Source organism: Chryseobacterium sp. T20 (assembly GCF_047345655.1).
Lineage (GTDB): Bacteria > Bacteroidota > Bacteroidia > Flavobacteriales > Weeksellaceae > Chryseobacterium.
Window position 1 is genome coordinate 1 of the sequence record NZ_JBLFDU010000008.1, and the last position, 22,230, is coordinate 22,230.

Annotated in this window: 19 protein-coding genes, 1 tRNA gene and 1 pseudogene; 12 read left to right on the forward strand and 9 right to left on the reverse strand. The window is 35.9% G+C overall.

All coding sequences use genetic code 11. The features are described from left to right. Positions 1 to 4: 4 nt before the first annotated feature. Positions 5 to 77 (reverse strand) — tRNA-Met (locus ACMA47_RS17045). Positions 78 to 178: 101 nt separating this feature from the next. On the opposite strand from ACMA47_RS17045, the gene ACMA47_RS17050 reads away from it, so the two are divergent. From ACMA47_RS17050 to ACMA47_RS17085, 8 genes are all read left to right on the forward strand, one after another. Continuing rightward, the gene (locus ACMA47_RS17050) at positions 179 to 790 is read left to right on the forward strand and encodes an L-threonylcarbamoyladenylate synthase (RefSeq protein ID WP_034696488.1); all 612 of its coding nucleotides are present in this window, start codon (positions 179 to 181) and stop codon (positions 788 to 790) included. 27 nt (positions 791 to 817) lie between these two features. Further along, positions 818 to 1,522 (forward strand): lysostaphin resistance A-like protein, encoded by a 705-nt coding sequence (locus ACMA47_RS17055; RefSeq protein WP_413930743.1) that lies wholly within the window; start codon positions 818 to 820, stop codon positions 1,520 to 1,522. A gap of 4 nt (positions 1,523 to 1,526) precedes the next feature. Further along, entirely contained in the window at positions 1,527 to 2,285 is a 759-nt protein-coding gene (gene yaaA / locus ACMA47_RS17060) for a peroxide stress protein YaaA (RefSeq protein WP_413930744.1), read from the forward strand. Beyond that, positions 2,286 to 3,134, forward strand: a complete 849-nt coding sequence (gene prmC, locus ACMA47_RS17065) for a peptide chain release factor N(5)-glutamine methyltransferase (protein ID WP_413930745.1) — start codon at positions 2,286 to 2,288, stop codon at positions 3,132 to 3,134. It begins immediately after the preceding gene. Between the two features lie 27 nt (positions 3,135 to 3,161). Beyond that, positions 3,162 to 4,184 carry a serine hydrolase domain-containing protein gene (locus ACMA47_RS17070; RefSeq protein WP_413930746.1) on the forward strand — a complete coding sequence of 341 codons (1,023 nt, stop codon included), beginning with the start codon at positions 3,162 to 3,164 and terminating at the stop codon, positions 4,182 to 4,184. A 2-nt stretch (positions 4,185 to 4,186) separates the two neighbouring features. Continuing rightward, entirely contained in the window at positions 4,187 to 4,546 is a 360-nt protein-coding gene (locus ACMA47_RS17075) for a DUF4180 domain-containing protein (protein ID WP_413930747.1), read from the forward strand. A gap of 535 nt (positions 4,547 to 5,081) precedes the next feature. Beyond that, the gene (locus ACMA47_RS17080; protein WP_413930748.1) at positions 5,082 to 5,654 is read left to right on the forward strand and encodes a hypothetical protein; all 573 of its coding nucleotides are present in this window, start codon (positions 5,082 to 5,084) and stop codon (positions 5,652 to 5,654) included. Positions 5,655 to 5,661: 7 nt separating this feature from the next. Further along, positions 5,662 to 7,203 (forward strand): lectin-like domain-containing protein, encoded by a 1,542-nt coding sequence (locus ACMA47_RS17085; RefSeq protein ID WP_413930749.1) that lies wholly within the window; start codon positions 5,662 to 5,664, stop codon positions 7,201 to 7,203. A 17-nt stretch (positions 7,204 to 7,220) separates the two neighbouring features. Here the strand turns inward: ACMA47_RS17085 and ACMA47_RS17090 are convergent, their stop codons facing one another. From ACMA47_RS17090 to ACMA47_RS17120, 7 genes are all read right to left on the reverse strand, one after another. Next, entirely contained in the window at positions 7,221 to 8,210 is a 990-nt protein-coding gene (locus tag ACMA47_RS17090) for an NAD-dependent epimerase/dehydratase family protein (RefSeq protein ID WP_413930750.1), read from the reverse strand. After that, complete coding sequence (locus tag ACMA47_RS17095) at positions 8,207 to 8,992, reverse strand: SDR family NAD(P)-dependent oxidoreductase (RefSeq protein WP_413930751.1); 786 nt, start codon at positions 8,990 to 8,992, stop codon at positions 8,207 to 8,209. Before ACMA47_RS17095 ends, ACMA47_RS17090 begins: the two co-directional genes overlap by 4 nt. 159 nt (positions 8,993 to 9,151) lie before the next feature. Beyond that, positions 9,152 to 10,240, reverse strand: coding sequence for a helix-turn-helix domain-containing protein (locus ACMA47_RS17100; RefSeq protein WP_413930752.1), 1,089 nt, complete (start codon positions 10,238 to 10,240; stop codon positions 9,152 to 9,154). 31 nt (positions 10,241 to 10,271) lie between these two features. Beyond that, the gene (locus tag ACMA47_RS17105; protein WP_413930753.1) at positions 10,272 to 10,913 is read right to left on the reverse strand and encodes a rhomboid family intramembrane serine protease; all 642 of its coding nucleotides are present in this window, start codon (positions 10,911 to 10,913) and stop codon (positions 10,272 to 10,274) included. Between the two features lie 45 nt (positions 10,914 to 10,958). Continuing rightward, positions 10,959 to 13,550, reverse strand: coding sequence for a DNA gyrase/topoisomerase IV subunit A (locus ACMA47_RS17110; protein ID WP_413930754.1), 2,592 nt, complete (start codon positions 13,548 to 13,550; stop codon positions 10,959 to 10,961). After that, positions 13,525 to 14,031 (reverse strand): hypothetical protein, encoded by a 507-nt coding sequence (locus ACMA47_RS17115; RefSeq protein ID WP_238594258.1) that lies wholly within the window; start codon positions 14,029 to 14,031, stop codon positions 13,525 to 13,527. Before ACMA47_RS17115 ends, ACMA47_RS17110 begins: the two co-directional genes overlap by 26 nt. A 111-nt stretch (positions 14,032 to 14,142) precedes the next feature. After that, on the reverse strand, positions 14,143 to 16,029 hold the full coding sequence (locus tag ACMA47_RS17120; protein ID WP_034696502.1) for a DNA topoisomerase IV subunit B: 1,887 nt from the start codon (positions 16,027 to 16,029) through the stop codon (positions 14,143 to 14,145). Positions 16,030 to 16,248: 219 nt separating this feature from the next. On the opposite strand from ACMA47_RS17120, the gene ACMA47_RS17125 reads away from it, so the two are divergent. From ACMA47_RS17125 to ACMA47_RS17140, 4 genes are all read left to right on the forward strand, one after another. Continuing rightward, entirely contained in the window at positions 16,249 to 19,077 is a 2,829-nt protein-coding gene (locus ACMA47_RS17125; protein WP_413930755.1) for a histidine kinase, read from the forward strand. Next, positions 19,067 to 19,798: a LytR/AlgR family response regulator transcription factor gene (locus tag ACMA47_RS17130; RefSeq protein ID WP_413930756.1), complete on the forward strand. Its 732-nt coding sequence runs from the start codon at positions 19,067 to 19,069 to the stop codon at positions 19,796 to 19,798. Before ACMA47_RS17125 ends, ACMA47_RS17130 begins: the two co-directional genes overlap by 11 nt. Before the next feature lie 108 nt (positions 19,799 to 19,906). Then, entirely contained in the window at positions 19,907 to 20,107 is a 201-nt protein-coding gene (locus ACMA47_RS17135; protein ID WP_079241971.1) for a hypothetical protein, read from the forward strand. Positions 20,108 to 20,223: 116 nt separating this feature from the next. Further along, a complete protein-coding gene (locus tag ACMA47_RS17140) occupies positions 20,224 to 21,936 on the forward strand; it encodes a hypothetical protein (RefSeq protein WP_413930757.1) in 1,713 nt (570 codons plus the stop codon). 96 nt (positions 21,937 to 22,032) lie between these two features. On the opposite strand, the pseudogene ACMA47_RS17145 reads toward ACMA47_RS17140, so the two are convergent. Then, a pseudogene (locus ACMA47_RS17145) lies at positions 22,033 to 22,146 on the reverse strand (DUF2867 domain-containing protein); the annotation flags it as partial. Between the last annotated feature and the right edge of the window lie 84 nt (positions 22,147 to 22,230).

A 22,230-nucleotide genomic window follows, 5' to 3' on the forward strand; every position in this document is an offset into this window, starting at 1 on the left:
TTAGTAGCGGGAACCGGACTCGAACCGATGACCTTCGGGTTATGAGCCCGACGAGCTACCTACTGCTCCATCCCGCGATATTGGATTGCAAAGGTACGAATATTTTTTACAAATCCTAATTTTTCTTTTAAATAAAGGACTTTTATGAAAACTATTTTATTATTTGTATCTTTGTTTTATGGCAAAGATATTAAAAATTTATCCGGACAACCCACAGGAAAATCTTGTGAATGAGGTTATTAAAACTTTAAACAACGGCGGGCTGATTATCTATCCTTCTGATACGATTTATGCTTTAGGCTGTAATATTTTTGATATAAAAGCCATGGAAAAACTGGCTCAGCTCAAAAAAATGAAGCTTGAGAAGTCAAAATTCTCAATTATCTGTAATGATCTTAGCCATCTTTCGGACTTTACAAGACCTATCGACACTTCCGTTTTCAGATTTCTGAAAAGTCATCTTCCCGGACCGTTTACTTTCATTCTGGAAGCGAATAAAAGTTTACCTTTAGCTTATAAAGGACATAAAACAATTGGTATCCGTGTTCCTGACCATCCGATTCCTCAGCTTATTGTTGAAAAACTGGGCCACCCAATTGCTTCTACTTCCATTAAAGACGACGATGAAATCATTGAGTACTCTACCGATCCTGAGCTTATTGCAGAAAAATATGATCATCTGGTAGATATTGTTATTGATTCAGGGTATGGAGATAATGTGGCTTCCACTATTGTAGACCTTACTTCAGGAGAACCTGAGATTATCCGTCAGGGAAAAGGGATCATTTAATTTAAAGTTCAAGGTTTAGGGTACTTAATGATGAGTCTTACCGGGAAATATGCTGTAGGGATTCTACTCACGTTTACTATTTTGGCGGCTGCCATGCTGTATGCTTTTCCAGCTGTCATCATGATAACCGGAATAAAAGGAATTACAGAAATCAATTTCTTTCTCAGCAGAATTACGTTATGGATAATTCTCATTCTCGTATTTCTCTACACTATTTTTATTGAAAAAAGTGTTTTTTTACTTAAAGAAGAGAAAAAATATTCAGCTGCATTTTATATCAAAGCTGTACTGAGCTTATATTTTATCTGTTTGATTGGCGGAGGAATTCTGAATGCAGTCATCCTGTTTTTTATAGAGGAAAAAATAAGCACTAAACTTCTCAACCTTGTATCCATTTTTAGAAATAACTATTTTTTAGTTATTTTTACATGCCTTACCGCTGCTGTTGTAGAGGAATTCCTGATGCGGGGCTATGTACAGTCCAGGCTTGAAAAAATCTACAACAACCCCACCGTTGCAATTGTTATTTCATCGGTCTTATTTGGAATTTTACATAGTACTTACGGTACCATAAGCCAGGTTCTCGGACCTTTCTTTATCGGAATCGTGTTTGCTATATTTTATAAACGCTATTCAAATATTAAAATTCTGATCATCTGTCATTTTATGATTGATTTTATTGCCATGATGATGATGAATTTTATGGATATTAAACACTTATCTGTATTTTAACATTATGAAAATTATAACATCTCCTGCCAAATTAATGAACGTTGAAAATTCAACAGATCTGTTGAAATCTTCTACTCCAAGATTCATTGAAGATGCAGCATTGATACAATCTTATTTAAAAGAAAAATCGCCTAAATATCTTTCCGAGTTGATGGAAATTTCACCTAAGCTTGCTGATGAAAACTGGGAAAGAAATCAAAAATGGAAATCCAAACCTACAGCGAAAGAATCTGCTCCCGCAATGTTTGCTTTTACAGGAGAGGTTTACAGAGGACTGGATGCTAAAACACTGGATAAAAATGCTGTAGATTACCTGCAGAAAAACTACAGAATGCTTTCCGGGCTTTACGGTTTACTGAGACCATCTGATAAAGTGATGCTTTACAGGCTTGAAATGGGCCGCCCTTTTGAATTTGAGCAATACAAAAACCTGTATGAATTCTGGAGAGAAAAAATCACCGAACAATTGAATTCTGAAATGAAAAAAGGAGAAGTCCTGCTTCATCTTGCCAGTAATGAGTATGGAAAAGTAATCGACAGAAAGAAACTGAACCATACCGTAATTGATTTCGATTTCTATGAATTAAAAGATGGAAAACTGAAAACCATTGTTGTGTATACCAAACATGCCAGAGGCCTTGTGGTGAGATTCTGTGCAGAAACCAATGCCAAAACACTGGAAGATGTAAAAGCATTCAACTATGAAGGATACAGAATTGATGAAGAGAAGTCTACAGATACAAAACTGGTTTTTACAAGATAAATGACAATTTCAGCATTTAAAAAATATTTCAAGACAGAACTTTCCGATCTTTATACAGAGTCGGAAAGTATGTTTTTATCGTCTTTATTCATTCAGCAAATCGTAGGTTTTGATCCATTTCAGCAAAGAAGATTCGCTGAGCAGGAACTTCTGATTGATGATGAAGAAAAACTTGATCATCTTGTTTCGGAACTTAAAACCGGAAGACCTTATCAGCAGATATTGGGTGAAACAGAATTTTACGGAATGAAATTCTTTGTGGATGAAAATGTTCTGATTCCCCGCCCTGAAACGGAAGAACTGTTGGAGATGGCTATCAGGGAAATAAAAGATTCAAAGTTTAATGTTCAAGGTTTAAAGATTTTGGATATAGGAACCGGAAGCGGAATTATTCCTTTGGTTTTAAAGAAACATTTCCCGGAAGCAGAGGTTTCATCCATTGATTTTTCTGAAAACGCTTTGAAAACAGCCAAAAGAAATGCAGAGTACCACCAATTGAAAATACAATTCATTCACGCCGATTATCTCCATTTTGAGCTGGCTGAAAACTATGATATCATCATTTCAAATCCTCCATACATCGGGATTGAAGAAGAGATCGAAATTGCTGATTCAGTGAAAGAGTTTGAACCTAAAATGGCTCTTTTCTCTCCTACTTCAGATGCCTTGATCTTTTACAGAAAAATTGCGGAAGATGCCAAAAAGCATTTGAAAGAAAATGGTCTGTTGTTTTTAGAGATTAACCAGAAACTAGGTCCTAAAACACTGGAATTGTATCAGTATTTTTCTAACGCTCAATTATTGAAGGATTTATCAGAGAACGACAGGTTTATTTATGGAAAGAAATAAGTAATTTTACTTCCCTACCTCTAACCTATGAAAACTTTGATAAGCAACACTCTCATTGCGATTTCACTGATGACGCAACTGATATCCTGCCAACAGCATCCTCAGGATGTTGTGAATGAATATTACCGTCAAGGAGAATTCAATGGCTCTGTTCTGGTGGTAAAAAACGGTAAAATTGTTTGTGATACAGCACTGGGTTTCCGTAACATTGAAAAAGGGCTGAAAGCAGATAAAAAAACTTCGTTTTACATTGCATCTCTCAGTAAATCATTCACGGCTGTTGCCATTTTAATGTTAGAGCAAAAGGGTTTATTGAAACTTGATGATAGAGCCTCCCAGTTCATTGCCCTTCCTGAATATGCTAAAAATATTACCATCAGGCAGCTTTTGCATCATACTTCGGGGATTAGAAATTATGAGAATCTGTTTTCAAAAAAAGGACTGACCAATCAGGATGTCATTAACTGGCTGTTCAATCTTAATAATCTTGATTTTGTTCCTGACAGTGCATTTAAATATAGCAATAGCGGATATATCGTTCTTTCCCAGATTATTGAAAAGGTTTCAGGAAAATCTTACAGTACATTTATCAATGGAGAGATTATTATTCCTTTAAACATGAATCATACTTATGTATATGAACAGGGTACCGTTATTCAGAATATTGCATTGGGATATAATAAGCAGAAAAAGCTTGATGATTATTCTCTTGCAACAACCGGAGATGGCGGAATCTACTCTACCCCTGAAGATCTTTATCAGTATGATCAGGCTTTGAGAAATTATATTTTAATCAGTAAAGAAAACACGGCAATTATGTACATGCCTTCAAAGCTATTTGACGGACAGATTTCAAACTATGGACTTGCCTGGTTTTTGGAGGAGAATAATGGGAGAAAGAACGCAATGCACACAGGTGGTTTAAACGGTTTTAAAGCTTTATTCTGGAGAGACTTGCAGCATAACAGCTGTATCATAGCACTTACTAATCAGGGAGATGCATTTCCTTTAGAGGATTTTTTACAGGACATAAAAAAAACAATACAATAAACATGTTCATCAAATCACACGAAATCAATACGATAAAAATTGCAGAAATTATTTCTGATGACATCATTATCCAGTCTGCACAGGACGGACTGGATTTGATGGGAAATGTCTATTATCAAGGGTTTGATAAAGTTATTCTTCATGAAAAAAACATTACCCCTGAATTCTTCGATTTAAAGACCAAAATAGCAGGTGAAATTCTCCAAAAATTCTCTAATTATCGTATAGGATTAGCTATTGTAGGGGATTTCAGTAAATATGAAAGTAAGAGCATGAAGGATTTTATTTTTGAAAGTAATAAAACAAGACATGTCAATTTTGTAAGCACCCTGAATGATGCACTGAATAATTTTTCAAAATAGACTCTTTTTCAACTCTTTATAGTAAAAAGAATAATATTTTCTTTTATTTCAAAATATCTACACCTCAATATCATCCTTTTTTTAAGATTTCTTAATAGAATGGAAAGATTTGCATAATAAAAACAATCTTATTGATTTATAAATTATGTAAAAATTTAAACCAAAATATGTTAATTATTAAGGGAAGTTTAGAATTAATTCTATAAACACAAACACCTGAATATTTCTTTGTATATTTGCAAAAAACACGAGGGAATATGAATCTTACTTATTTAAGAGCTTATACGGCTACATAATCAATTTATTTTTTCGACTAACCGTCCAGGTAGGCATAAGATATTTCTTTATGAGGTATACTTACGTATCTGTTGATGGACTTTTGAACAAAAGGTCTCATTTGGCTATTATTTGAGCAGAACAATTCATTGTTTTAATGAATTTGTCAGTGATAACTATTGCCTTTGTAGAAGTTAAGCCTAAAAATATTCTTTTCCCTAAAAAAACATACACACAGATAAAAAATTATTAAGACATCATGATTAAAAAATTATTTCTACCAATCATTTTTGCCAGTTCATTTTCTTTCGCTCAAGTAGGGATTAACATAACCACACCTGATCAAAGTGCAATTCTGGATGTTTACAGCCAAAATAAAGGAATGCTGATTCCTAGATTGACCACAGCAAAAAGAGATGCAATTGCCAATCCGGCCAACTCGCTTCTTATCTATGATACCGACAAAAAATGTTTAAGTCAGAATATTGGAACTCCTACTAAACCTGATTGGCTTTGTATCAGCAGTAATGCCGTAAAAATGTTTTATATGCCTAGTGTTTCTTTTGACACTTCTACCACAGCCAATGGTAGAACCAAAGATTTATATACATTGTATAAAACTCAGTTTGGATCTCCAAAAGCAAAGAGTACCAGTGCTCCCGCTTCAATCCCTTTTTTCCCATCCAGTAAAGATCTTTACTATTATGTAACAGATGCAGATCCTAATGTATTCAGTAATATTTCTATTTCTGATGATGGAGTAATGACTTATGATGTAAAAGCTGCAGCAACGGACTGCTCTTTTATCAATATTGTTTTCGTTGTTAAATAATTGAGTGATGATAAAAAACAGCTCAATTTTACGATACAAAAGATTTCTGTTTACCTTTTCCTTATTTATTTTCTCACAAAATATTCAGGCACAAAATGAACAGGGAACCGGTTATCCGTATTTTGTAAATTTTACTCAGGGATTACAGCCCCAGGAAGCCTATAAGGTGGCTACCAGTGGTGTTCAAAATGACGCTACCTTTACTACGGACGGATTAAGGCTTACCCGAAGTGTCAATAATATTTCAGGAGGAGTAATACTTGCCGATAAAATTTTCAAAAGTGATCAGGGAATCAAGTTCGAGTTTGAATTTGCCATTTATGGAGGAAATACCAACGGAGGCGATGGTATTTCTATATTCTTAGTAGATGGATCTATTCCTAAAGACCAGCTTAATCTCGGATATTTTGGGGGAGGATTAGGATATAGTTTTGTACGTGGTGGAGAATCTACGGAAGGACTGAGAGGAGCCTATCTGGGAATAGGTCTGGATGAATTCGGGAATTTTAAAACAAGCTTTAACCAGGGTGAAAGGGTTAGAAATGGAATATTTGGAGTAGGACTAGCCGATGGAAGAAGCAATGTTTCTTTAAGAGGAAAGCGAGGAAACCAGTATTTGTCTTCAGCTGAACCTGCAGGATACAATGGTTATCCATTGCTTTACAGTATAGCGACCAATGCATCACCTTCCAGCAGCAACAGATCTGCTTATCTGGATGCGGCAACTGGAAAATATATTGGCATTAAAAATACGACTCTTCAACAATTCAGTATTGAAAGTGGCGGGACTACAATTCCTCAAAATGAAAATGATGCAAGGTTCCGTAAAGCCTATATTACATTAGTTCCCAATCCTGCCGGCGGTTATAATATAAGCCTGGAAATACAGCATGGAACAGTGAAAGAAAAAGTGATTGATAATTATTACTATCCTACTTCTCTGAAATATACTGAGACTACAATATCCAACAGTACGGTAAGAACTCTGGATACCTCAGCACCTTCTACTTTCAGAATTGGATTTGCTGCTTCTACCGGAGCTGCCAAAAATATACATTTATTGAAAAACTTAGGGGTTACAAGACCTTATGCTGCTGAAGTAACGGATGATTTGTTTGCAGGATGCCTGGGGATAAAGTCAATCTACTACCCTTTGCTAAATGATGCAGCTTATTCGTCAGCAAGTGGTCAAAACCCGCCAACACTTTCGTATAACAACCTTGATTTTAATTCATTCCGCTTTCTGGATAGCAACGGAGCTGTGATTCCGAATATCACAGGTGGTGTTTATACCAGCAGCCAGGGAACATGGACCTATTTCCCCACTACCGGAGCACTTTCTTTCAAACCTGCAACAGGATTCACAGGAGTAGCCCAGGTACAATATGATATTAAAGGCGGTGGAAGCAATGGTACTGAAGCGCCTTACAACAAGGAAGAATACAGATCATTGCCGGCACTGGTACAGGTTAATATTTCAAGTAGCAATAACTGCAGCAAGGCTTGCGTTATCTCTAATAAAAATGTTACTCAGAAAATCACAAGATAACCTGATAAAACCAGCTTTTAAGAGCTGGTTTTTTTATTCCTGACAGGATTTTCAGTAAAATACTGAACAGCATCTTCAATCGCTTTATCAATCGACTGGTATTGAACCCCCAACTCCTCTATTGATTTCTGATGAGAATAATAATTAAAGATCTGCAGGGCTTTCATATTGGTAGAACTCAGATCCGTTTTTATTTTTAATTTTCTTAAACCGTCACCCATTAATCCAAGGAAACTCAAAAGCTTGTTGGGAATTGGGATCATAATTGGATTTTGTCTGGTAATCCGGTTTACTTTCTTAAAAAACTCTCTGTAGCTTAAGTTTTCATTAGCTAAAAGATATTGTTCTCCATTCTTTCCTTTTTCAATAGCATTTACTATTCCGTTGGCTGCATCTTCCACGTGTACAAAGTTCTTCCCTCCTTTCGGATAGAAAACCAGTTTCTTTTTCCAGGCCCAGAAAATAATTTTCCCGGAACTTGGCTTGCTGTCATAGGCTCCGATCATAAAGGTGGGATTAACAATGATAACGTCCGTATTCTTACCGTTTTTTAAAAGATAATCTTCCGCTGCCAGTTTGCTTTGAGCATAGAATGAATGGGTGAAAGGATAAAGCTGTGGTGCTTTTTCACTTCCCCAGAAGGCTGTAGTTCCAAATCCTAAGGTATTGGCTGTACTTACAAACAAAAACTTTTTTACACCCATCAATTCTGCATGGGTAAACAGATTCACAACTACTTCATAATTCACTTTTCTGTATTCATCATAACAGATGAGATTCTGGCGTGTTTCAGCAGCAATATGAATGATACAATCAATATTGATAAGATGTACTGAGATATCGGACGAAAGGTCTGCTTCCTCCAGTTTCAGATTTTTGTTTTCTTCGCCCAGCCAGCTGCTTTTCTTGCGCACCAGAGCAATAACAGAATAACCATTTTGTAATAATTTAAGGATAACATTAGTTCCCAGAAGCCCTGTTGCTCCGGTTACACACACTTTTTTCATGCTTCGATTTCTCTTTTTATAGCCTGGGTCATTAAGGGCAGCTTGATCCATATGGGTAAAATTTTCATCACCAGCCAGCTGATTGGGTTCACCATAATGACGGAATCTTTTTTAAACAATTGCCGGATGCAGTATGAAGCTACTTTGTCAGGATTTAAAAGGGTTAATCTTCCCATAAAACCTTGCTTTTCTATTCTTTCACAAACATCTTTATTGGTTTTCATTGCTCCTGGATTCACAACGCTTACAAAAACATTGGTATCTTTCAGTTCTTCATGAAGCCCTCTGGAAAATGAATGAATAAAACTTTTAGAAGCTGGATATACCGTTTTAAAACCGATGGGTGAAAAGGCTGCCATACTTGAAACATTCAGAATATAGGCTTTGGGTTGTTTTAAAAGGTTAGGAAGCAACTGATGGGTAATCAGTGAGGTGGCCGCTACATTCACCTGTAGAATAGTGTTGATATAATCCGAAGAAGCTTCTGTGAATTTCTTTGTTCCGCCAAGTCCTGCATTATTGATCAGAATATGAATGTTAAAAGAACTATTGAGCCATTCTGTAAGCTTCATCACATTTTCATGAACTGAAAGATCTGTTTCATAGTAATGAACTTTTACTTCATACAATCTTTTGAGATCCTCGGAAAATTCTTTAAGATTCTGATCCGGAAGGCTTATAAGGATGACATTGATCTTTTGTTTCGCCAGATGTTCAGCGAATGATTTTCCGAGTCCCTGGCTTGCTCCCGTAACGACAGCATATGATTCTTGGGTATCCATAAGTTTACATTTTATGGTACAAAACTATTGGGAAAGGTGGATTTGAATGTTCCGGATTATCTGGACGAACCGATTTTAACCCAGAAAAACAAAAACAAACAATCAGCTAAAAATCAATTAATTACAAATAGAAAAAAGTAAAAGTTTATAAACCTGAACTTATTTTTTGAACTCAGAAGGAGTTTGTCCGGTCACTTTTTTAAAGGTTGTATTAAAAGAAGTTTTAGAATTGAACCCGGATTCGTAAGCAATCCCGAGAATGGATAATTTGCTGTTGGGTTCTTTCAGAAGTCTTTTGGCGTAGTCTACTCTATATTCATTCACATATTGGAAGAAATTTTTTCCAAAACCTGTATTAATGACGTAAGACAAATGATGGGTAGAAACGGACAGCATTTCAGCCAGTTTAATAAGGTTAAGTTCGCTGTCAAGATAAGGTTTTTGAAGTTCCATGATTCTTTCCAGTGAAGTTTTAATCTTCAGTAATTCTTCATCAGAAATAAGTTTTCTTTTAACTTCTTCCGGATCGGAATCTTCATCCATAGAGATCAGTTCCTGTCTCTGCTTTTCTTCTAAAGGATAAATTTCCTTCTGTTTCAGAGAATAATACCCTACCCAGTAAATAACCGATAAAAAGACGGCATTGATAAAGAAATTCAGCGATTTTGGATCATAGAACAAATTATAAATAACATAGATGATATTCACAATAAGAAGTACCAGAATAATATATTCCAGCCAGTTCAGATTGATTCCTTCGGTATTGGAAGAAAACTGCTGAATCTTCTTTTGATGCTTTCTGATGGTAATATAGGAAAGTGCTGTATAGAAAAGAGCCTGAATAAGGATCAGAATAATACTGATATATTCAAATGGTTTTGCATATCCCAATTTGATCAATACAAGACAAACCAGAAAAGCAGCCGGAAGGATTAAAAACTTAACAGCTGTAAGTTTAAAAGTAAAGGAAGGATTGGTATAAAACAGTACACTAAAGTAAAAAACAACAGGGGTAAAAAACTGAATAAGCCTAACCCAAAACAGGGAATGAAACTCTACGATTGAACCGGTGATGAGAAACAGTACTTCATCCAGCCAAAAAGTAGACCACAGAAAGAGGAATATTCCGAACCAGAAATTGGCTTTATGATTTACCTGTAAAGGATTGGCCAGCTTCAGCAGAGAAAGCAAAACCAATGAACCATAGATAAGTATCACGATGAAACTGTTTAACTCTGATGTGTTCATTGGTTTTGATATTTTGATTAAAAATAGTCTTTTATCCTATTCGTTTCCTTACAAAAATTTCATATCCTAAATAAATGAGTGGAAGTGACATGATTCCTAAGAAAAGAATATTGCTCATGGCCAGCTGCGGATGCATGACAATAGAGTAAACCAACCCGAAAAATGCTCCTCCAAGGTGAGCAGCATGCCCCAGATTATCCCACTGCTTAGGATTAAGCATCATGTATACTGAGTACCCGAAATACAGCGTTCCAAATAACCATCCTGGTAAGAAGTTGACACTGATCTCATTCGGAGCCATAGCTATGGAAGCAAAAATAATTCCGGAAACCGCACCGGATGCTCCAATTGCTGAATACCAAGGTTGGTTTTTATAAATCTGTAAACTGAATAAGTTTCCAAGAATCATTGATCCAAAATATAGAATCAAAAATCCTATTTCTCCAAAGAAACTAATAACTACTCCCTGGAAAAAATACAGAGAAAGCATATTAAAAAATAAGTGCATAAAGTCTGCATGCAAAAATGCCGAACTGATAAGTCTTACATATTCTTTACGATTCGCAATCGCTCCGACATTGAATTTATATTTTTCAAATAATGCTGTATTGTTGAACCCCATGTAACTAAAAATACATGTGACTGCAATGATAATGATAACAACTATATCCATTGTGTTCTTTTTATGTTATATCTGAACAGACATCTTTAGTTTAGTCTATTCATTTTCATTGTTCCCGTCGTTCTGGAACAGATCTCCAATCATTCCTCCATCTTCATCCATATCTCCTGTTGGTTCAGGATCTTCGTATACTTCAGGCTCTTCTTCTACAGGTTCAGGAATGGTAATATTGATGGCTTTTACTTTGAATTTCGTAAACTGGTTTCCAATAGCTTTTATTCCTTTTACTGCAATAAATTCATCAATATTAATGGTTTCCGGATCGCGTTCTTTTCCTTTATCTTTTGCAAAAATAATTTCTGCAGTAACATCATTGGCAACTATTACATTTTCGATGAATGATTTCGGGTGTTCAGAAGGCATAAAAGTCTGTACATTCACTGTATTTTCCAGTAAGAATCTCTTAATGAAATAAATATCTTTTTCTCCGTCGTAATAGATACAGGTAATCGGCTGTGCAGGTCTCCATTTTTCCAACACCAGATATTCATCATCAAAACGGTTACCCAAGTCAAAAGAAACAAGCTTTACTTCACCATTGGTATTGATGGTCAGGATTTTGTCATCTCCTTTGAAGCTTCCCAGCAATGTACCTCTTACATCGGCATTCAGTCTTCTTACCGTATCATCAAACCAGATTTTTCTAGGAGCGAGCGTAGAAACTCCTTCTTCCTTCATATCTACTTTCTTTACGGCGTACTTAGTCACCAGGTTTCCTTTGGAATCACGTCCTTTGATGGCAAGATCAGAGAAATTGATCTCCATTTTGTTCTTTCTGATTCTAGGATTTGGTTTTAACAATACAGTAACTGTTTCTGCCTCACCATTAGGATTGGCTGAAAAATAGAGGGTTTCAGATCCTTTTTTATCTGAAGCTAACGGATAATCTGTATTTCTGGTTACTCCGGTTACAGAGAATCGTTTCATATAATACGGACCTTCCCTTCCTTCACGATAGATCATATTATAGACTGTTCTCTTATCGTTTTTCTTCCAAATGGCAACGTGAAGAATATCTTTTCCAACGAAGGTTTTTGCTTCCACTTTTACCACCTTCATACTTCCGTCTTTTCTGAATATGATGATATCATCAATGTCAGAACAGTCGAACAAATACTGGTCTTTTTTCAGGGATGTTCCGATGAAACCTTCCTCGAAATTCGCATAGAATTTTTCATTGGCTACGGCTACTTTTGTTGCATCAATCGTATCAAAGATTCTAAGCTCAGTCTTTCTTTGCTTGTCTTTACCGTATTTTTTCTGAATATTTAAATAATAATCAATAGCATAAGCGATCAGGTTAGCCAGGTGGTATTTTACCTGTTCTATTTTACCTTCCAGCGATGCAATATTTTCTTTAAATTTATCTAAATCGAATCTTGAAATTCTCTTGATTCTGATCTCTGTCAGTTTTAAAATATCCTCTTCTGTAACAGCTCTTAAAAGATGTTTGGTATGAGGTTTTAATCCTGCATCAATGGTCTTTAATACATCTTCCCAGGTTTTTACCTCTTCAATATCGTGGTAAATCCTGTTCTCGATGAAAATTCTTTCCAATGAAGAGAAATGCCAGCTTTCCTGAAGTTCATGAAGTTCTATTTCCAATTCTTTCTTCAGTAATGAAACGGTATGATCTGTATTGGTTTTCAGAATATCAGATACATTCAGAAACATAGGCTTATCCCCTACAATCACACAGGCATTCGGAGAGATCGTCACCTGACAGTCTGTAAATGCATACAGCGCATCAATGGTCTTATCCGGTGAAACATCATTATGAATATGAATCAGGATTTCTACTTTATCTGAAGTATTGTCCTCAATTTTTTTGATTTTGATTTTCCCTTTCTCATTGGCTTTCAGGATAGAGTCAATAAGATCTGTTGTTGTTTTGGAGTAAGGAAGTTCAGAAATGACTAATGTATGCTTATCCGTCTGAGTAATTTTGGCTCTTGCTCTTACTTTTCCTCCTCTTTGACCATCATTATATTCGGAAACGTCAAGATAACCGGCTGTTAAAAAGTCCGGATACAGTTCAAATTTCTTACCTTTTAAATAGGCTACGGATGCGTTAATAAGTTCATTAAAGTTATGAGGAAGGATTTTTGTGGAAAGCCCTACTCCAATACCTTCTACTCCCTGTGCAAGAAGCAGGGGGAATTTTACCGGCAAATCAATAGGTTCATTGTTTCTTCCGTCATAAGACTTTGTCCAGTCTGTAGTTTTAGGATTAAAGACTACTTCCAGGGCAAAAGGAGTCAGTCTTGCTTCAATATATCTCGCAGCAGCTGCAGAGTCACCTGTATAAATATTTCCCCAGTTTCCCTGAGTATCTATTAACAGTTCTTTCTGTCCAATCTGCACCATGGCATCTGTAATGGAAGCATCACCGTGTGGGTGATATTTCATGGTATTTCCCACGATATTGGCCACTTTATTGTAACGGCCGTCTTCCAGCTCCCGCATGGAGTGCATAATTCTTCGTTGAACGGGTTTTAAACCGTCATATATTGAAGGGATAGCTCTATCCAGAATTACATAGGAAGCATAATCAAGAAACCAGTCTTTGTACAGCCCGGAAACTTTTTTTAAGCTTTCACCCTCATGCGAATATTCTTCTGTCGTCATCTATTTTATCTTTTTTCTCTTTATTAGCTTTCACTACTTTGTTCAGAGAGAGTTTTAAATCGTTTACTTCTTTGTTGCTCAAATAAGAGATCTGGTATTTGAGTATGGTAGAACCATTATTTTTACTGGAAACGGTAATGTATAATCTTTTGAAAAAGAGAATACTGACCACATCATATTTTATCAGTTTGTATTTTGGAAATTCGTCATGAAGAGGTTTATTTAAAAAAGGAATAACATTCCTGTTTTTAAAATTCAAAGCTTCTCCGTCACTGTCGTATTCAAAAATCTGTCTTCCGCTGATATAAAAGATAATCAGCAGCAAAACAGGAACAATAATTAATAAATAACTTTCTTTACCCATCGCATGAAATCTGTATTCATTAGCTGCAAATACAGTTATCCCAAACACTGCAATCATTAAAAGCAGTGTACTCAAAGAGTTATAAATTGATGCTTTATTACGGTTACTTAGTCTCATTTTATTTTTTTGGCTGTGTAAGTATTATAATTTCCTACTTCATCCAAAATTGTGCTTTTTTTCAGTCTGCAATGGCTCTTACAACCAGTTTTTTAAGTTATAAGTTTTTTTTTAATTTTCTACTTCATTCAGTATTTCTTTTTTATCAATATCAGTATCATCTTCTACCACAAGATTTTCTAAGATAAAGGTTTGTCTGTCCGGTGTATTTTTCCCCATGTAGAATTCCAGAAGTTGATCAATCGTCTGGTCTTTTCCCACTACTACAGGTTCTAAACGGATATCCTTACCAATGAAGTGTTTAAATTCGTCCGGAGAAATTTCTCCCAATCCTTTAAATCGGGTGATTTCAGGATTTTTCCCCAGTTCGTTTAATGCTTTTATTCTTTCGGTTTCAGTATAACAATATCTTGTTTCTTTTTTATTTCTTACTCTGAATAACGGAGTCTGAAGGATATACAGGTGTCCGTTTTTAATCAGATCCGGGAAGAACTGCAGGAAGAAAGTAATCATCAGCAAGCGGATGTGCATCCCATCCACATCGGCATCAGTCGCAATAATTACCTGATTGTATCTCAGATCTTCCAGGCTTTCTTCAATATTTAAAGCGGCCTGAAGAAGGTTAAATTCTTCATTTTCATACACCACTTTCTTGGTAAGACCATAACAGTTCAGTGGTTTACCCTTCAGTGAAAATACGGCCTGAGTTTCTACATCTCTGGATTTTGTGATAGATCCTGATGCAGAATCTCCCTCGGTAATAAAGATCTGGCTCTCTCCTTTTCTTTCGGCTTTCTGATCGTTATAATGCTGTCTGCAGTCACGAAGTTTTTTATTGTGAAGAGATACTTTTTTTGCTCTTTCTCTTGCCAGTTTCTGGATTCCGGAAAGTTCTTTTCTTTCTCTCTCGGAAATTAATATTTTTCTCTGAATTGCTTCAGCTATTTCCGGATTTTTGTGCAGGAAATTGTCCAGTTTACTCTTCAGGAAGTCAATAATGAATGTTCTTACGGTAGGTCCGTTTGGTCCCATATCATTAGACCCTAATTTTGTTTTGGTCTGAGATTCGAAAACCGGTTCTTCTACATTGATGGAGATCGCAGCAATGATAGATTTTCTGATATCAGAGGCATCAAAACTTTTATTGAAAAACTCACGAATCGTTTTTACATACGCTTCACGGAATGCATTAAGGTGTGTCCCACCCTGCGTTGTATTCTGTCCGTTCACGAATGAAAAATAGGTTTCAGTCTGTGATTTATCAGAATGGGTAATAGCAAGTTCAATATCTTCATCCTTCAAATGAACAATTGGATAAAGAATCTCACTCTCCAGTTCTTCTTCCAACAGGTCTTTAAGACCGTTTTCAGAATAATAGGTTTCTCCGTTGAAAAGAATTTTAAGTCCCGGATTCAGGTACGCATAGTTACGGAGCATTCTTTCGATATACTCTTTCCTGTATTTGAAATGCAGAAAGATTTCTCCATCGGGAATAAAAGAAATTTCAGTACCGTTTCTGTCTGAAGTTTCTTTCTCATCAAAGTTTTCTGTGATCATCCCACGGGAGAATTCAGCAACTTTCATTTTTCCGTCACGGAAAGAACGAACTCTGAAGTAATCTGAAAGGGCATTTACCGCTTTGGTACCAACACCATTCAAACCTACAGATTTTTTAAACGCTTTACTATCGTACTTACCACCGGTATTCATTTTTGAGACAGCGTCTACCACTTTCCCTAGTGGAATTCCTCGTCCAAAATCACGGATGGTAACTTTGCCATCGTCCAGTTTTATTTCAATTCTTTTCCCTGATCTCATCCTGAACTCATCAATAGAGTTATCAAGGATTTCTTTTAACAGGATATAAATACCGTCATCAGCGGAAGAACCGTCACCGAGCTTCCCGATGTACATACCGGGGCGCAAACGGATGTGTTCCTGCCAATCGAGGGTTCTGATATTATCTTCGGAGTAGGTTGGATTTATTTCTTGTGACATATATGATTTCAGCAAACATACAAAAGTACAAAATTGTCCAAAATTATCCGAATTTTTTCCTCTTGTTTTTTTTCAATATTCTACTACAAACATTGTATTATTCTCAATCAAATTATATATTTACGAAATTATCATTATCATGTGAAAAATTTATTTACTTTCCTCGCATTATCTGTAATTTTATTCTTTCCCTCATTATTTCCTTCACAGGTCCCCGGGATGGTGAACTATAGCGATGAGGAAGGATTAAACTGCTCCTATACCTATCATCTGAGACAGGATAAAAATGGTTTCATCTGGATAGGCAGCGATAATGGTTTATTCAGATTTGACGGAAAGGAATTTAAGCAATATGGTAAGAAAGAAGGGTTAAAGAATATTGATATTATCTCCTGTGAACCTTTGCCCAACGGCGAGGTATTCATCCTTCCCTTTCTGAATGATTTTGCTTATTTAAAAAACGGCCGCGTTATCAATCTGAATATTAATGAATACGTAAAAAATCAGTTTTCAAGTTCCATTCCGAAAGTTACCCGTGATGGAAATCGACTTTATCTTTATGGAAATTTAAATCCTCAGAATATTTTCATCTATGAAAGCGGAAAAGTTAAAAAGATTCCTATCCCATTAGATTACGGGAAAAGATATTTTGCTACGCTCAGATTTGAGCCGCACACGTACAATCTCTATTTACATGATCCTCATCAGGGAGATATACTGGTCTACAATATCATTACCGGGAAAAAGCAACATTTGAAAGCAGAAACCGGAAGTATGATCTGTGAAAAGGATGATCTTTTTGTCTTCTTACATAAAAATACAATTGAAGTATATCAACTTTCTGCTCCTTCAGGTATAAAAAAGATCAGCTCTTATGATTGCAGCCCACAAGAGAATGTTTTCTACGGACTTATTGATAAAAACAATAAACTGTGGCTGAATATAAGTAATGGAGGGGTTTTATATTTCAACCAATCTCTGACTGAAAAGAAGAGAAACCTTGGTACTCCCATCAAAATCCTGGACCGTTATGTGATCAATAATGTCCTGGTAGACAAAGATGATAATGTATGGTTCAATTCAAGGAATAACGGTGTCTTTTTCATCTCAAAATCCCTTTTTGCCAATCATATCAATTTGCCTGTAAAAAGTAATTCTGAGTATATAAAAGCCATTGCAAAAGATAACGGAAATATTCTTCTCGGCTACAATCAATCTGCCGGTGCTCTTATCAGCAAAGACAATAGGATAAAAAATATCATCCTTGATAAAGGTGATAAAGATGAAAACATCTCTGTTTATTTAAAAAGTAATATTTCCATTTTCGGTTTATCAGGTAAAGTGATTGTTCATGATATGGCCAATAATACTTCTGACAAAATATACTGTTCCTTAAAAAACATTGTCCCCTACACCCAGGATTCCTTATTTTTCTGTACATCTGGAGGTTTATTGACCTACAGTTTAAAAAGTAAAAAAACAAACACTATCCTTCAGGAGCGGGTATACACCGTTTTCCCTTATGACAAAGAGAACCTGTTTATCGGCAGCTTCAGCGATCTGTACAAATACAATATCAGAAACCGGAAAAAGATTTTATTCTTAAAGGGATACTATTTTACAGATATTAAAAGATTAGATGATAACACCTATTTGGGAGCAACTAACCTCAACGGGATTATTCTTTTTAATACTCAAGGAATTATAAGAAAAATCGGGAAAAATGATGGATTAATCAATGATCAGGTAAAAAAAATAGAAGTAGAAAATAAAAATACGTTCTGGGCCAGCACCAATTCAGGGATCTCCAGAATTGAACTGACAGAAAAGAGTCAGCACATCAACAACTTTACCCAGACAGACGGACTTCCCTCTGATGCAGTGGCCGGTTGTGTGATAAAAAATGACACCATATTCATTGGAACTTCTAAAGGACTTGGCATATTTTCCATCAAAAAACTACTGACTCAGGAAAAATTCATTCATAAAAAAGTCGTCATTAATTCAGTATCTATTGAAAACAATGAGCATTACGACCTGCAGAAAAGCCTTACTGCTTATCCTCACAATACCGTTATTTTCAATCTCAGCTTTCTTGATTATCCCTCATTGGGAAAAATCAGCTATAAATATAAGCTGGAAGGTCTTAATAACTCATGGCAGATCAATAATTCTTCTAAAGTTATCTTCAACTCTATTCCACCGGGTAAATATACCTTCCGGGTTTATGGTTTGGGATATAACGGAAAACAATCCTATGCTTCTTCGGATCTCACTTTTTATATAAAACCTCTCTTCTGGCAGACATGGTGGTTCAGGCTGATATTGGCCATCGTCATCATCGGAGCTTTATTGATGATTATTTTTTCTTATCTGCATAAAAAAAGAAATAAGAAACTGGAAAAAATGGAGTATGAAAAGAAGATTGCCGAACTTGAACTCCAGGCTATTAAAGCTCAGATCAATCCTCATTTTATTTACAACTGTCTGAATTCCATCCAATTTTTATTGTATAAAAAAGATTACCGCGAAACGGAAAACTACCTGGATATTTTCGCCAAGATGATCCGAAAAACACTTTATTATTCAGAGAAAACCTTTATGTCTATTAAAGATGAAGTGGAATATCTCACGTTGTATCTTGATATGGAAAAGCTTCGCGTAAAAGATCTTTTTGATTATAAAATTATTATTTCTGAACAGGTAGATCAAAACTGGACGATTCCTTCTTTACTGATACAACCTTTTGTGGAAAATGCGATAAAGCATGGCATTTCAGGCTTAAAAGATAGAAAAGGAGAAATTCTTATCCGCTTTGATTATACGGATGTTTCTTTATGCATCACCATTGAAGATAATGGTATAGGAATTTCCAACCAGGATTTTTTGAAAAAAGACAACTCCTTTGGGGTAAAACTTTCCCATAAAAGGATTGAGACTTTTAAACAGCTTTTTGATACCAATATATTTTTAGAAATCAATGCGTTTCCGGAAAACAACAGACAGGGAACACAAATCAAACTTTATATAAAACCTTATGAGAAATAAAATACACGCATGTATTGTTGATGATGAACAAGATGGAAGAGAGTATATTGCATTACTTATGGAAAATGAATTTCCTGAAATCAACATAGAATTCCAGGCTTCCTCCGTTGAAGAAGCTTATATTTACCTTATCAAAAACAGTCCTGACATTCTGTTTCTGGATGTTCAGTTGGGTGATGGAACTACTTTCGATTTACTGTCAAAGTTTAATGAAGTTCATTCCCAAATCATTTTCATCACAGCTTACGAAAATTTTGCTATTCAGGCGATTAAAAATGGGGCTACAGATTATCTTTTAAAGCCTATTAAAAAAATGGATTTTATTATTGCGGTCAATAAAGCTCTGGACAATATCAAAAAAATACAGACTCCTAATCCTACTCTTCTTAAAGATAACAAAATCGTTCTATCTACCCTTCAGGGTTTTAAGCTGGTAGAAATATCCAATATCATCCGCTGTGAAGCAGATTCAAGCTATACTCTTTTTTATCTTGCCGATAAATCAAAAATAATGGTATCCAGAACCCTTCATGAGTTTGAACCCATTTTGATGGAACACCATTTTTTCAGGATACATCATAAGCATCTTATTAATATTGATCATCTTCAGGAATATATTAAAGGCAGAGGCGGACAGGTAGTGATGAGCGACGGGTCTGTTCTGGATGTCTCCTACCGCAAGAAAAATGACTTCCTTTCCACCATAGGAAAACCCGAATAAAACATTTTCTTTCGCACTTACTTATTCAACCTCCGCACTTATTAGTTGTAGCTGTTTTTTGTTAAGGCTCTTCTCTACTTTCGTCATGTTAAACAAAAAAAAATTATCATGAAAATCACTAGAAAAGTACTCAAGAGAAATCAAATGAGATCCATTGCCGGAGGAACAGCATTTGTTACCCCAAGCAACCCCGGAACAATCCCTCAACCTCAGCCTCCCATTGCATCTAATCCGCAACAACCTATTGGAGGACTTCCTTTTATTTACACAATGCCATGGAACGGATTACCATGGATTGAACCTAAATAATAATGATTTTAAAAATACATTCCAGTCTGCCGATTGGAATGTGGTTTTTAAAAGAAAAAGTTTCGGAGTAATCTTATTCCGGACCAGAAAAGAATATAAAAACTAAAAATTAAAACATGAAAAAAATAGTACTCTACATAACTTTGGTTTCTCTTTTATCGGCATCCTGTTCTGATGTGATAGAACAGTATGAAACTGAAGCTTCCAATTCCCAACTCATGAACAGGGATCTCACTTCAGAGGATGAAACAAAATATGCTGAAGAGGGAGAACCCACGGTATTAGGAGAACAGCTTCCTATTCCGTACACAATTGAAAACATGATGGCTGCTTACAAATCATTACTGGCTGAGCCAAAAGCAGAAGGCAACAGATCACTGACTGCTGTAAATATTCGCTCTACACACAAATACATTAAATTCAATCCGGCAACGGAAGATGAATTGGAGGTGCTTCAGCAATCCGATCTTATTCTTTATGATTATCCTCTTGATAAAGAAGTATTGGTAGTCGGTAAATTCTATCATGACCCTGATGCTCCAGCTGATCAGCCTACACCACAATATGCAACTGTGAGGAATGAGACGCCCTTACCTGCCGGGATTAGTTATGAGATTCTTCAGGAGGTGTATCTTCCCGAAGAGGATCTCGAACTCTTAGGCACTGGTAATATGAATTATAAATTCGTCTATAGTCTGGTCAACAGAGCAGAAAACATATCCGGTTTCACACCTTGGGAACCTAGCGACTATAAGCCCTGGGATAATATAGGAGAACCCGGGCAATGGTATCCCAATCCAAACCCGAATCCCGGAGGCGGAGGTGGTGCCCCAATATACGGTACCATTCGAATTTTCGATACAAGATTAAATACACTGATCCCTTTTGAAGGCGCTAAAGTTACCGCTAAAAGGGGTCTGAGAACAAGAGGAGGTATCACCAATGCAAATGGCCAGTACGGATTGGACGGTACACCTTTTCCAAACAACAAAAACGTAGATTTTAAGCTGCATATGGATAGAAAGCATTTTGTAATAAAAGATAACCAGATTAGCCCTTCCAATGTAGTCCGAAATAATATTAAAAGTAATCATTGGAGTCATGACATCATGCCTGGCTATGAAAATATGCAGGGCCATATGTTTAGAGCAGCCTACCGTTATTTTTATAAAGATATTGGTGGTTTACAAAGACCTGTCAGGCCTAGTGGAAACCGTTCTCACATTATAGCTAAAAATACAGCTAAAAATTGGCAGGGAATCAATTATGTTGTTTTTCCTTACCTGAAAATAGCAAGATTCCAACCGGGGTCAACAACGGAGTATCAGTCTGATGATTATTTTTCAACGACTGTACATGAACTTGCACATACCTCTCATGTTATCAAAATGAACACCGGAGCAGTTCAGTATTCACAGGTTAATTCTATGCTGCAGGAAAGCTGGCCATGCGCTGTAGAATGGTTTGTAACAGGAATAGAATATAGAGAAAGAGGCATTGCAAATTATGGAACTCCAAATTATAATCCATCCAATCCTCCCGTATTTCCTAATCGTTTCGGGTATCAGTTCTGGAGTTTGAATACAAGTTCTGACTATACAAGTTTGTTTATTAATTTAGTGGATAACTTCAACGAACTGGGACAGTCATTTAGTCCTCAACCCATTGGAACGGTCAATGATCAGGTTACCGGCTATACTTTAGCCAATATTGAAACTAATTTTCTAAAATATTGTTATGGATTAAGCAGTTTAAGTACACAGCTTAAAGCGAACAGACCGGCAGGAGTAAGTAATGCACAGATTGATTTATTATTGAGCTTTTATTAAGCTTATCCCATTAAAAATAATGACCATCCTTACAACGGGATGGTCATTTTATATACCTATTTTATATCACGTTCCTTTATGCAGGAATTCAAAATATTACCTTTTATTTTCCAACTGCCCAATCATATTTTTCAGCATTGCTGGTACAATCAGTTTATGGAAAGGCCGAACGGGTAAAAAATATAGAATTCCCAGCCAGTTATGAAATCTAAAAACCTTATTAAACCTACTGTTTGCTAATTTTTATCTTCTTAAGTTCAATCTGTTTTAATTATTTCATTAAATTCGGTCAAC